This window comes from Paenibacillus polygoni, assembly GCF_030263935.1.
GTDB classification, from domain to species: Bacteria; Bacillota; Bacilli; order Paenibacillales; family Paenibacillaceae; genus Paenibacillus; species Paenibacillus polygoni.
The window spans coordinates 1008264-1021568 of the sequence record NZ_CP127162.1; the positions used below are offsets into that span (position 1 = coordinate 1008264).

At 42.0% G+C, this 13305-nt stretch carries 13 protein-coding genes; 7 read left to right on the forward strand and 6 right to left on the reverse strand.

Annotated features, from left to right (window positions below; translation table 11 throughout):
* Positions 1 to 7 precede the first annotated feature (7 nt).
* The 3 genes from QPK24_RS04830 to QPK24_RS04840 form a co-directional block, all read right to left on the reverse strand.
* Positions 8 to 1081 (reverse strand): WXG100 family type VII secretion target, encoded by a 1074-nt coding sequence (locus QPK24_RS04830; protein WP_285746616.1) that lies wholly within the window; start codon positions 1079 to 1081, stop codon positions 8 to 10.
* A 275-nt stretch (positions 1082 to 1356) separates the two neighbouring features.
* Complete coding sequence (locus QPK24_RS04835) at positions 1357 to 3213, reverse strand: ABC transporter ATP-binding protein (protein WP_407082950.1); 1857 nt, start codon at positions 3211 to 3213, stop codon at positions 1357 to 1359.
* Positions 3206 to 4948, reverse strand: coding sequence for an ABC transporter ATP-binding protein (locus tag QPK24_RS04840; RefSeq protein WP_285746618.1), 1743 nt, complete (start codon positions 4946 to 4948; stop codon positions 3206 to 3208). Before QPK24_RS04840 ends, QPK24_RS04835 begins: the two co-directional genes overlap by 8 nt.
* Before the next feature lie 398 nt (positions 4949 to 5346).
* Between QPK24_RS04840 and QPK24_RS04845 the strand changes: the two genes are divergently transcribed.
* From QPK24_RS04845 to QPK24_RS04860, 4 genes are all read left to right on the forward strand, one after another.
* A complete protein-coding gene (locus QPK24_RS04845) occupies positions 5347 to 6258 on the forward strand; it encodes an S-layer homology domain-containing protein (protein ID WP_285746620.1) in 912 nt (303 codons plus the stop codon).
* A 411-nt stretch (positions 6259 to 6669) separates the two neighbouring features.
* Entirely contained in the window at positions 6670 to 7311 is a 642-nt protein-coding gene (locus tag QPK24_RS04850) for a hypothetical protein (RefSeq protein ID WP_285746622.1), read from the forward strand.
* 182 nt (positions 7312 to 7493) lie between these two features.
* Positions 7494 to 8207 carry a DUF5694 domain-containing protein gene (locus QPK24_RS04855; protein ID WP_285746624.1) on the forward strand — a complete coding sequence of 238 codons (714 nt, stop codon included), beginning with the start codon at positions 7494 to 7496 and terminating at the stop codon, positions 8205 to 8207.
* Between the two features lie 220 nt (positions 8208 to 8427).
* Positions 8428 to 8976, forward strand: coding sequence for a hypothetical protein (locus QPK24_RS04860; RefSeq protein ID WP_285746626.1), 549 nt, complete (start codon positions 8428 to 8430; stop codon positions 8974 to 8976).
* Between the two features lie 396 nt (positions 8977 to 9372).
* On the opposite strand, the gene QPK24_RS04865 is transcribed toward QPK24_RS04860, so the two are convergent.
* The 3 genes from QPK24_RS04865 to QPK24_RS04875 all read right to left on the reverse strand — a co-directional run bounded on the left by QPK24_RS04865 (position 9373) and on the right by QPK24_RS04875 (position 11401).
* Entirely contained in the window at positions 9373 to 10263 is an 891-nt protein-coding gene (locus QPK24_RS04865; RefSeq protein WP_285746628.1) for an alpha/beta fold hydrolase, read from the reverse strand.
* A 17-nt stretch (positions 10264 to 10280) separates the two neighbouring features.
* On the reverse strand, positions 10281 to 10721 hold the full coding sequence (locus QPK24_RS04870) for a DUF1330 domain-containing protein (protein WP_285746630.1): 441 nt from the start codon (positions 10719 to 10721) through the stop codon (positions 10281 to 10283).
* A 68-nt stretch (positions 10722 to 10789) separates the two neighbouring features.
* Positions 10790 to 11401, reverse strand: a complete 612-nt coding sequence (locus QPK24_RS04875; protein WP_285746632.1) for a DUF2239 family protein — start codon at positions 11399 to 11401, stop codon at positions 10790 to 10792.
* A gap of 403 nt (positions 11402 to 11804) precedes the next feature.
* Between QPK24_RS04875 and QPK24_RS04880 the strand changes: the two genes are divergently transcribed.
* From QPK24_RS04880 to QPK24_RS04890, 3 genes are all read left to right on the forward strand, one after another.
* Positions 11805 to 12116 carry a hypothetical protein gene (locus tag QPK24_RS04880; RefSeq protein WP_285746634.1) on the forward strand — a complete coding sequence of 104 codons (312 nt, stop codon included), beginning with the start codon at positions 11805 to 11807 and terminating at the stop codon, positions 12114 to 12116.
* A 1-nt stretch (position 12117) separates the two neighbouring features.
* Complete coding sequence (locus tag QPK24_RS04885; protein ID WP_285746636.1) at positions 12118 to 12474, forward strand: hypothetical protein; 357 nt, start codon at positions 12118 to 12120, stop codon at positions 12472 to 12474.
* Between the two features lie 235 nt (positions 12475 to 12709).
* Positions 12710 to 13261: a GNAT family N-acetyltransferase gene (locus QPK24_RS04890; RefSeq protein WP_285746638.1), complete on the forward strand. Its 552-nt coding sequence runs from the start codon at positions 12710 to 12712 to the stop codon at positions 13259 to 13261.
* Positions 13262 to 13305 lie beyond the last annotated feature (44 nt).

Below are 13305 nucleotides of genomic sequence, written 5' to 3' on the forward strand. Positions count from 1 at the left end.
TTTTGAATCATTTAAAGAAACCGCTAGCCCAGCGGATGGCACCTTCGGCTGCACTTGCCACATGTTTACCGGCGAATGACCCCACAGCACCTCCAACATAAGCGCCTACTGCCGTTCCTACCGGTCCAAATGCAGTTCCAAGGGTTCCGCCAACAAGGGCACCTGCGCCTGCAGCTGCTGATTTAATAACGACATTGGAGGCAGATACGGCAACGTCTGTTCCGGTGAGGGTTCCGCTCTTTATTTTCCCAGCAGTTTTGATACCTTCATCAAAAATATTGAGTCCTACGTTAATAGGGAAGAGTTTCTTGCTAATCATCTTTGGAATCGCTGAAATCTTCATTCCATACTGGCCTTTTTGTACTCCAGCTACCACATTACGAGTCCACTCTGGAAAACTGCTTGCTTTACTAAGACCCAGCCCGATTTTCCCTATTTTGAGGTTTCCAGCCCATTTATCGAATCCTTTCAATCCCTTCATAACAAGACCGGGCTGACGAAATTGCTTATCTATTCTTCTTGCCATATTTCTTAGGAAGGTGTCGGGGCCTTTTCCGGTTACCCATTTTGCATTATGGATGACTGCTCGGGTTGGATTTTTCGCACTCCGTTTGAATTCAACGGTCTTTGTTAAGACGAGTGTGCTCGCTAGTCCACTGTATAATGCAGTCCCAGCCATAGCTAGATTTCCGCGTAAACCATTGACGGTACTCCATGCACTCGAACCATTATCAAATGCATCCGAAAGGGTCTCTTTCGTTTGTTCTTGCCATGCGTCTTTGCTGTTTCCTTCTGTCCTAATTCCGGTATCTTGTGAACCATCTGCTTCCGCAAATTTAACGGAGATGGAATGAAGATCGGTACCAATTGAAGATACTCTAGAAGTAAATGTCTCCATCTGGGTACGAGCAGTCTGGAAGTCCTGATAAAATCGTTCCTGGGTTATGCCAGACCACTGGCTTTGCAGGGAGAGAATATTCGCATTTAGACTTGTAACCATGCTTTTACTGATCTCAGACGCTTGCGTAAATTGTTTGGAGATTTCGAGAATACGTTCTGGGGGGACCACAATTCTTGTCACTAACCATTCACCTCATCATAAATATTGAACAGAAGAAGGATACCATCAATATATGGTACATTTACCCAATAATTCTAATGTTAGAATCATCCGGTTGGCAACGGGAAATGGGTTTATTAGCAGAAAACAGGACTTAGGAAAGAGATAAGGTGTAAGCCCAAGGTTCCGTAATGTTTTCATTTACAAATAAAATAGCCCCAGAAGCATGGTAGCTGCTGAGGCATCTATGTTTACTATTTGCATACTTACGTACTTTCGTACGAATAAAGCAGAACTTACCCGGCATCATTTCGTGGCTTTTCCTTGAATATCGTTTCACGTCCCGCTTCTAGTGCATGTTGATATAAATCCTCATACGTTCCTCTCAGCTCCATTAGTTCTTTGTGGGTGCCGGATTCCACGATTCGGCCTTCTTGCATAACAAGAATGCGGTCTGCATGCATGATCGTCGATAATCGGTGAGCAATGACAATGGTAGTTCGCCCGGCAGCTACAGAAGAGAGCGCGCTTTGAACTAATTGTTCCGTATGGGAATCCAGATTTGCGGTTGCTTCGTCCAGTATGAGAATTCGCGGCTGGAACACAACGATACGAGCAAAAGAAATCAGCTGGCGTTCTCCGGCAGATAATCCGCTGCCTCTTTCAGATAGATGCGTATCATACCCGTCTGCTAAACGGCGAATCATGGAATCTGCCCCTACAAATTTGCAGGCTTCGATAACCTGCTCTTTCGGCACATCTTCTCGGAACAGCCGGATGTTGTCAATGATCGAGCCGGAGAAGAGAAAAGGGTCCTGCTGAATCAGCCCGACAATCCGGTGCAGCGTTTCCTGCGGCATTTTACGAATATCAACACCGTCAATCTCGATACTGCCTTCATTCACATCATAGAATCGATTCAGCAGACTGATGACCGTACTTTTACCTGCACCAGTTGTTCCAACAATGCCAATCATTTCACCCGCATGTATCGTAAGATTCAGGTTATGAATGATAGGCTGATTCTCAAGATAACCAAACGAGACATCGTTAAAATCAATCCGTCCGTTCACATCATCTGTTGTCAGGGTGACAGCATCGCTTACCTCCGGTTCTTTCACTCCGGGATCTGTACCGAGTATTGCCCAGATTCGTTCCATGGAGACTGTAGTGGACTGGAATGTATTCCACTGCATCGTAATTTGGTTGATCGGCTGGAAGAACTGACGAATATAACTGATGAATGCATAGAGTACGCCGACTTCCAGTGAAGAACCGAGAACTGCTTTACCGCCTAACCAGATCATAAGTACAAGGGCGATATTCCCTAGAATATCAAAGGTTCGGTTAAAAATGACGTTAGACCGAATCTGCCTTACATTAGCCGAAAAGTAATTTCCGTTCTGCTCGTTAAATTGTTTCATTTGTTCCTTTTCCTGATGATAAGCCTGAATGAGAAACATGCCGGATAAGTTCTCAGCGATAAAGGAAACCAGTCTCGACAAGCGGGTTCTTGCTTGCTGATAGGTTTCACGTAAATATTTGCGGAATAAGACGGCTACAAGAGCAATGAACGGAAGAACAGCTACAGAATATAGAGCAAGAGTCACGTCTAGCTGAAACATAAAAACAATAATCATCACAAGCATCATGCCATCTCGTATCAGACTGAGCAGTACCTGTGTAAAGAAAGAACTGATCGTTTCTGTATCACTCGACACATTGGTGACAAGGCTTCCGCTATGTTTGCGATCAAAAAAGGACATCGACATCTTCGTAATATGAGTGAACAGATCTTTACGGAGTGCAGCTACAATGTTTTGTCCTGCATACTGCAGCAGATTATTTTGAATATATGTGAATATAAAACTAATGACCGACAAGATAAGATACACAAGAGCAATTTGAATGAGAAAAGTTAGCCCCGTTCGGCCCAGTGCCAGATGGTCATCAATCGCGACTTTAATGAGATACGGCTGCGAAAGTTCGGCAGCAATCCCAAGCAAGGAGCAGATAAAAATGAGAACAAAAGTAAAACGGTGCGGCCTGCCATATCGTAATATGGAGCGGAATGCACTTGCTTTCTTTTTCTTATCTTCGTTCATATCCAGACGGCTATGAGGTTGTTTCTCTCTTATTATCGTATCAGACATGATGCAATCCCTCCTCCTGTATACGCGCAAGAGAAGCATACCTGCCTTCCAGGTTCATCAGTTCTTGATGCGTACCTTGCTCCATAATTCGTCCTTCTTCAAGAACGACAATCACGTCCGCATGTTTCACCGCACTGATTCGGTGCGAGATGATTAAGGTCGTTTTATGCTTACGATCTTTTTTTAATTGGTTTAGAATACCGGTTTCGGTTACGGCATCCACTGCGCTCATACTGTCATCTAGAATAAGTAAAGGTGAGTTTTTCATGAGTCCTCTAGCGAGACTTGTACGCTGCCTTTGCCCGCCTGACAAGGTGACACCTCGCTCGCCGAGTGGAGTTTCAAACGATTTAGGGAACTGAATGATATTATCGAATATCATCGCTTGTTTCGCAGGTTCCTCCACCTGACTAATTGTAGCCGTTCGATTGCTGAATGCGATATTGTCGCGAATCGTTGTGCTGAACAAGAATCCGTCTTGAGGTACGTAAGCTAATTTGGAGCGCAAACTTTCCAGTGTCAGACTGCGAACATCAGTCCCGCTGACTTTGATTGTGCCGGCAGGAGGTTCATAGATGCGGAGCAATAGTTTTACGAGTGTGCTTTTTCCACTGCCCGTTCGTCCCACGATGCCGGCGGTTTTTCCTGATGGGATAACGAGATTAATATCTTTAAGAGCAAACTCTTTACTGCCTGGATACTTGAAGGATAGTTCCTGAATTTGAATGTCTTCTACCTGCTTCAGCGGTTTTGCATCCGAAGTTTCCCGTACATCGGGAATTTCAGCGAGCAGGCTGTTGACACGTTCAAGAGAAGCACCGGACCTCTGCATCATATTAATCACATTCCCGATCTGCTGGAGAGGGCCCATATTCATACGCAAGTACAGGGTCAGAGCTACAAAACTACCAAGACTGATCGTATTCTGAATCGTCATGTATCCGCCTACCACAATAGATACTACGAGCGAAAATGCTCCGAGCAGCGGAAGCAGTGCCTGGAAAAGAGACGAGAGACGTACCAGCTTCAGCTGTTTATCCCTTATGGCATCTACAGAAGCACCAAAACGGATCCGAGAGATTTCTTCCGTTGCAAACGTTTTGGTAACACGAATCCCGCCAAGCTGTTCTTCTGCTGATTCTGTCATTGATGCAAGCGCTTCCTGAACAGCTTTTGACCTTTTGCGAATACGTGGTCCGAAGTACACTACTAGAAAAGGAATGGCCAGTAGAGGACCTACACTAATCGCAATGAGTGTAAATGGAATTCCGCTAATCATCATCATGACTACACAAGACAGCAGCAGGAATACTGCATTCGTTGTCTGATTAATGCCGTTAGATATCGCTTCCCGGACGGAAGTGACATCATTCATTACATAGCTGAGAAGCTTGCCTGTGCCTTGTTTTGCAAAATATTTGTCACTCAGCTCTGAAAATTTACCGAAAAGTTTCTGCCGGGTAATGAACTCAAATCTTCTGCCGAGCCGCATAATCATAAACTGTCCAAGTCCGAATAAAGCATTGTAGGAGACTGCAATAATGAGCAGCAGCAAGCTATAGCGAATGATTTTATCCATGGTGAGCGTTTGTCTTTGCAGTTCGTCTGTAAATTGACCTACCACACGAGGGAGCAGGGCCTGATCAACATTGGAGATAATGATTAGCAGAATGGCACTAAGGTAGGAAAGCCAGTGAGACTGTACATAGTTACGAAGTAAACTTCGATCATTCACGGATCACTCATCTCCTTATCAGTGTTTGCGGACACAAAAGGGCAGGACGCTGGTCTGTTAAAAAAGCGTCGTGCCCTTTCTAATGTATGTATTTTGATGAACATTATAATCTTATTTTTAAGTAAATTCACCTTAATGTCAAACCATTTCATGGTCAAAAAACAGCTTTTATGAAAGAAGACCGAAGCGGAAAAAAGATTGTAATGAGATTTATCGTCATTGGGAAATATAGAAGTAGTCTTACAGATTGGATGTTAGCATGAAACAAATTTCAGAATTTTCTCGTTTAGAGAATAGAACATATACGAACCATTTTCATATTACCTCTAGTTGCTTTAATCAGGAAATCGTTTCACGCGAGGAAGTTAAAGGTTTATAAATGATGGAGGTAGGTTACGATGAAACGTTTAACCGTGAAAACTTCAGTTGCAGCTTTAAGTTTGTCCCTTGTTTTTGGAGGGATGTCAGCTTATGCTTTTGACGATGTTACATTAGATACACAGGTTCAGATGCTTCAGTCGCTTCGCGATCAAGGGATTGTAAAAGGAGTGTCTTCGAATAAGTTCAATCCCGCAGGCACTTTATCAGAAGCACAAGGTATTCAGATGATTGTGAATGCATTTGATCTGAGCGCAGGAAACGAGACGACAGAGCCGGGAAACCCGAAATGGTATCATGCAGCTTATGATGCAGCAATGGCAGAGGGATTGTCTATACCGGAAATGAGAGACGCAGAAGAGGCTCTTACGAGAGAAGTATTTGCAAACCTCCTATTCGAAGGAATAAACACGACAGGTGAATACCCTGTGATCTTACTTTACAACCACATCGAAGATGAGCAAGAGATCAGACCTGAGTATACATCTTCGATTCAGAATTTACTGAATATGAAGGTAATCAGCCTGGATGATAAGGAACAATTTAGACCTCGTGATACACTCACTCGGATGGAGGCGGCAGAAATGGTCTATGAGGCGAGAGAGTTTATCGATCGATATGGAAAGGGCGGCTCCTCCGATGAAACACCGGGAACTGTGCCAGGAAGCGGTCAGCAGGCAATGGTACCCGAGGTATCCTCCCAAACGATAGACGAGAAGACGGTGAAAGTAAAAATCAGTCTGGAACTCCCTAACCCTGGCTATGGACTTGAGATTAAAGATGTAGAACTTAGTAAGAATGGAAAAGCGATCATCAAGTATGAGATTATTCAACCTGATCCTAACAAAATGTATCCGCAGGTCATTACAGAACGTTCTGCGGAGACGAATATCCCTTCAGGATATACGCCGGAAGTGGCGCCTTTTTCATAACGTTCCGGAATTCGGGCGCTCTGGAATTCCGTCTGACTGTTTCGTTGTTTTGCTTCGCAAAGCCAAAGGCACTGTCAGATGGAATTCCTCCGCTGGCAGGGTAATATAAGAAAACGGGGTTTCTCTGTTTGATGCGACCCCAAAAGACGTCTTCTGTTCACATGTCTTAGACAAAGGGCGTCTTTTTATGTTGCCTTTTTTTCGAGGAACAGGAACATATGCCTATCGGAACCATGTATCCACACCAGTTACACCTACTATATATAACTAATAGTTACAGGCTTGTCTCTTGTCCATACCTTAATTTATATAGACCATAGTTATGTGGATTTCAATTTTAAATAAGCTAACATTTTATAGTATGGTTAATGGTAAAATTAAACAATATAAACAGGAGGGGAGTAAATAACTTTGCTGAAGCTAAAGTTCATCGGTACCATACTTATTATTGCTGTAATACTGTGTGCATGCTCAAAGGATATATCTAATCCATCGGAAACAACAATAACAAAACAAGTGGAAGGAACTTCTTTGCACGTGGAGCCAATCGATTTATTCGCCGGAGAAGCACGAAAGTTCCAGCCTTTTCTTGGCACGATGTCGGGTGCGGTGAAATTTAAGTATAACGGAAGCAAAAATGATATTACTGCTACAATTGAACTTTGGGAAAACGGGACGAAAACGAAGACATACAGTTCAATTAGCACCACAATGCAGGATTCACTAGAGAAGACAAAGGACTATGAAGGCGAATTTATCGCATCGATTAAGACAGTTTCAATTGAAGGCAGTAAACCGCTGTATGAAATTACCTCAGCTTTTGCAAATAAAAATGGTACGTCATCAGCGGTTACTTATATCGATCGTGATAGTAGTCTTAATGGAAGCAATACGATCCAACTAAATCAAACCCTGGATGTTGAAGATAATGAAGCGGTTTCCGTATGGGGGATGCAGGCTACAGACAAGAATGAGTGGGAAACCGTCGATTTTACCCCTGAGCGTTTAAAAACCGCAAGATGGGCTTTGATATTTAAGTTATCTGTAAACTGACGATTAACGAACGAAAAACAATAGTTGAACACAGAAGGGAGCAACTTGCCAATAGGCAGCTGCTCCTTTTTAGTTATGAAAACCAGCAGGATCGTGTAGCAATTCACTTGTCTGGAAGGAATTTACTTATTGGAGGCGAATAGCTATGAATTAGTTATCTGAAAACAGGAGAGATGGTAAGTATGAGGAGCAAGCCAGTTGTGTTAGTGATGGGTGTCTTCCATTTTCGATATGTAGATGACATCCTTGAACCCTATCGTCAGAAAGAAATTCAAGAATTGTCACAGCGGATAGCGGAGTTTCGTCCTACGAAGGTGTGTGTGGAGGAAGTTCTAGAGCGAAATGACGAGCTTAATGAGGAATACCAGAAATTTCTTTCAGGCGATTCAGAACCACTGGCAAACGAGATTCAGCAATTAGGATATCGTATTGCTCGTGATCTAGGACACGAGCAAATTTATGCGACTGATTACATGCATCTGGATCAAGCAGATAAAGACTTATTGGAACATGGCTTTGAAGAAGTAGAAAAAAAACAGCCTGAGCTATACAACGAATCAAACGAGTGGGCGGAACGACTACATAAGATGTTCAAACCCGGAACAGTGCTGGAAATGATCCGTAGTCATAACGATGATGAGATAAATGCTTTCGATCATCAATACTATATTCGGTACAGAGCACGTTTCGGTGAATACCCAGATTATATCGGAAGCTTCTGGTTACGTTGGTGGTACAGGAGAAACTTAATTATTTATTCCAACATTGCTAGATTGGCTACAGAAGATGATCGGATTCTTGTCATTTATGGAAACAGCCATAATTATTTACTTAAGCAATTCATCCGTGAGAGTGGATTATTTGAATTGGAACACATTGATAGGTATCTGAACTAAGATAAATTCGACCTTACAACTATCGGAATCTATGTTTGTTCAGTTAACGAAAAAACAATAGTAGAAAACAGAAGGGAGCAGCTTGCCAGTTGGCAGTTACTCCCTTTTAAGTTATGCAAACCGGCAGAGGCAGATTAGTGCAACAAATGTATCTGACATGCGTTTGTAATATTGAATGCTAAACATTGGAGGTCTTACCTTAGAAGGAGGGATTCGGCATATGGATATATCAAAGAAAAACAAAATGATATATGTTTTAATTTTATTTATTTTGATAACAATGATGGGGATTTATTTTTCAAAAAGTACAAATAAACTTTATGGAAATGATAAAGAATCCATACAAGAAGTGATTAAATCTATTGAGGGTTATGAAGATGAATCAGTTGAGATTTTGGAGCTTAAAGATATTAATGATGCAAGGATAGTTGCTTTTTTATCAAATAATAGTCCAGCATATATTGAATTTTCTAAAAACCAAAAAGGCAATTATGAATGGAGACATATTGAAAAACATGCTGGTCAATCATTTACTACATTCTTAATTCGCACATCCGATCATGTATCACGAAATTTAAAATTTATGATAGTGACTAATCAGGAAAATAATATTGCGAAAATGGAATTAGAGGTAAATGAACAAGTAATTGAACAAAAGTTAAGTATAAATCAGAAGTCTGTTACTTGGATTGATCTACCTAGGGATGGTACCCTTGCATTTAAATATAAATATTTTGATAAGGTCGGTAATCTTCTTACTGATAATTAATTACAAAGGCAGCCGATTGCATTGATCGATTGCTTTTTGTAATTAAGCTAAAAGAGCAGAAGAGTAGTAATTTTGTACAACTAACTGTAAAGCGTTAGTTCGATCACAGCAGGGAGCTGCTTACCACTTGGCAACTGCTCTCTTTTATTATGCAAATGGGCAGGATAGTTTAACAAAAAGAACAGGATACCGAAGCACCTGCTCTTTAATAATGTTATTCAACTATCGTGACAATTACTTGAATAATTCGATTCTGAATCTGACCATCGTCTGTTTGGAAAATCTCCACAGAAAAAGCGCCTCTGGATTACACTGACCAACCCTCTGTCCCTGGGCCTACTCAGCCCTATTGGACGCCGCAGGACTCCGGCTGATTACTATTCAAGGAAGCATGTGTCAATTGCGACGAGCCGTCCGCTCTATGCCATCAGCGATTACTCTATACAGTTGGTGCGGAATTTCGTGTCCCATACCGTCCACCAACATTAGCTCGGCCCCAGGGATGGCAGTAGCCGTGTCTTCGCCACACGCCGGTAGAATCAGGGGATCGTCTACCCCATGAATGACAAGTACTGGTACTTTTATGGTCGCAAGCCGCGGACGACGGTCACCGGCGACAGCCATAGCAGCAATTTGTCGTCCGACACTGCCTGGATCGTAGTCTCGCTGGATTTCCTCCAGAATGAGCGCCCGATAAGAATCCTCTTCAAACGGATAACCGGTGCCGGCGATGCGTTTGGCAAAAGAGAGTTTTTGCGCCAAAAATCCTGCTTCATCCTCAAATGGATTCGGCGCCGGTTTAGTCATCATCGCCATAATTTCTGGGGAAGTTTGCGGAAGAGCAGGATTACCGGTACTGGACATAATGGATGTGAGTGATAAAACCCGTTCAGGGTACTCACTGGCTATAATCTGGGCGATCATTCCGCCCATCGACCTGCCAACGAAATGTGCTCGGTCAATTGATAGGGCGTCGAGCAGTCCAATAGCGTCTTTGGACATGTCATATAGAGTGTAAGGGATGTCTGGTCGCTGTCCCGACATGAGAGCAGTCGCCAGTGCGTTGAAATCCAGTGTCGGATAATGGCTAAAGTGCGTCGAGCAACCTACGTCGCGATTGTCAAAGCGGATTACACGAAAGCTCTTCGCTGCTAATATCCGACAAAACGAATCCGACCATCGGATCATCTGGGTTCCAAGCCCGGCGATAAGGATAATAGCCTCGTCATTTTCGTTACCGAAACTGTCATAGGCCAAATCGATGTTGTTGACTTTCAGGATGTTCATAATAATGTTCTTCTCCTTTATTTTGCTATCGGAAGTTCTGTCATAGGTAGAAGGCGTGAATCTTCGATCGCTGCAGTGCGATGCCCGATACCGGCCATGTACTCTTGATGACTTGAAAAAGCAAGAAACGACTGCGCGCTACTCTGGCGGATAATCATGACAAGGTCCCATCTTTCATCTTCGGGCCCGATAAGAAACTCTCCGCCATCGCCAAGAAACATGATTTCACCTCCGCTTTCATGGAGAAATGGGAGGGTGTGCTCGATATAGCGGTTGAAAGCTTCGGCACCGCTGATTGGGACCTCCGGTGTTAGTTCAGGATTGGCTGTGTAATCGGCAACATCACGAAAACGCATCAGGTTCAACATAACGACGCTGCCCTCAATGCCTCGCTGTATAAACCTCTTGCCGGCGTGTTGTGATGGTTCGATATAGCGAATAGATTTAAACTCTGTCATAGTGAAGCTCCTTTCGTAGTTTCCTTTTTATTCCGAAATAAATTCTATACCTCTACACATGCTTTCTTTTATAAGTCCCCTTCAGGGAATGCATTAGAGGCTAATTTTTTGATATGGTTTCTGATATCAGGTGTCCAGTCATCGATGAAGTGGTAAAAACGATCCAAATCACCAGCATACAGTGCACGCAGAGCTTCTTCATATTGATGGAAGTTCCCAGCCATAGCTGTCATAAAGTTATATGTTGCTTCTTGTGACTCTCGTAACTTACTCTGTTTTCCTCCAGCACGGCGAGCCTCACCAACGAGTCTTCGTAATGTTACCGATGCTCCTCCAGGTTGACTCTTTAGCCATTCCCAATCCCGTGGCAATAAAGTAACCTCACCGGATACAACTCCCAGCTTAGGTCGACCGACCCGCCGTGTAGGTTGATGATTCATTTCGGTACCGGACAAGTCACCAAACTGTTCTCCTAATCGTAAAAGCACGTCATCTGTCTTCCCACGAAAATCAACATCTATTTGTTTCCCCGTGATATCGTCAAATATAAGCAGCTGTGTGAGGTCCCTGTCATCCAGAGCATTCTTCACTGTAGAAACAACGTCCCGTAACGTACCACTGGCGACGACTCTCACACTCAAAAATGCCGTACAGTAAACGCTCGTTTTACCATCTCTCATTCTGTACATCCTCCTTTGAATACTTCAATAATTTTACCCGGGTAAAAATGAGAAGTCAATATTACCCGGGTAGAATATATTTTGTTGTTTGTTATGGAGGGATTAAATGCAAAAGACGCGGCCTAAGAGAAACCGCGCTGTTGAGGTGTTTGCTTTATGTTGTACATGCAGTGTTTTGTCGCAAAACTGCCCCGTTAATTGTGCAACTAAAAAACGGCTGTCGCACCTACCACTATTCAACTAACGGAAAAACGTTAGTGAAAACAAAAGGGAGTATCTTGCCAGTTGGCAGCTGCTCCCTTTTTGCTAATCAGCAGAATAATTGTACAACTCAAATGATAAAACAGTTTACAAATCCAATTCAAAATGGTTACAATACATGAAAATCGTAGGGGGCATAAGTGTGAAAAGAATTGGGTGCTTTCATGCACATTATTCAAATATTGAACACGTTGAAAAAGCTCTAAATATTTTTGATGTAGAATTAATTCATTTTGTAGATCCAGGTCTTGACCGAATAAAAATGGATGCTGATTTCACAAAAGAAATTATTGAAAAGAAAGTTATTGAGACACTTGATTGGATAACAAATTGCCATGTAGATGCTATCTTAATTACATGTACTTTTTTCACTTCAATATTTAATGAAGAATTTCATTATTATCCGATTCCTATAATAAAAATTGACGAGCCATTGTTCGAAGATTATCTGTAAAATGAATCAGCCAATAATAGTTACATTTACGAATCCGAACACTGTTGATGGAACGATGAATCAATTATTATCCTACTCCAGAATGAAGGGTAAAGAGATTGAAGTTAAGTCTTCCCTTCTGGAGAATACCTTTGATTTAATCATGCATGGGAAAAAAAATGAGTACATAGAATCTGTCTCAAATGGATTGATAAATATTATTGAGGAAAATCCAAAGAAAAGCGTGGTTGCAGCCCAGCTTTCTATGGTACCAGCCGCACAGTTAACCGAGAAGAAAACAGATATTCCCGTTAGGAACCATCTAGAGTCTCTGTCTAGATATATGAAGGAAGTTTTAGCCCTCGTACCAAAGACTTAGTTTATTGAACTAACGGAAAAACAATAGTTGAACACATAAGGGAGCAGCTTGCCAGTTGGCAACTGCTCCTTTTTAGTTATGCAAACCAGCAGGTTAGTTTATCAAGAGAGTCTGGTAAAGTTTGATTATTACTGTATTTAACCTTTGTCGGTCTAACTAAATTAGATTATAGTATAAAAATGGAAAATTATTAGGGTTGGGGTATAGGTGAATTCATTATAAAGGGAGTAAGAACATGGAAAATACAAATCTTTTGATGGATGCACACAGTCAGATGGAAAGTGAGCGTATTCTATTACGTCCCGTTTCAATTGAGGATGCGGAGGATATGTACGAACATACATCTGATGAAGAAACTACGCGATACATTTATGATCGACATGTAGATTTAAACCAAACAAAGAAGCTAATAGAGAATTATTTTTTAAAAGAGCCAATTGGTAAATATGCAATTGTATTAAAAGAGACCAATAAAATGATGGGTACGATTGAGTTCAGAGTGCATGAATGGAACAAAAGTGGAGAATTAGGTTATATACTAAGCAGGTTTTATTGGGGTAATGGTTACATGAATGAAGCCGCAAACTTAATACTAGAACTTGCCTTCCATGTTTTAGGTTTAGAGCGGGTATTTTCAGAATCCGATGTAAAGAATGAGGCCTCAAGTAGAATGATGAAACGTTTAGGGATGCAGTATGAAGGGACTCTTCGGAGAAACCACATGGTAAGAGGCGTACTTACTGATAGTGTTCATTATTCTATATTAAAAGAGGAATATGTAAAATAAGGGCATTTTAACTTAGCGGTCTTAACCTATATTGTGGACAGAAT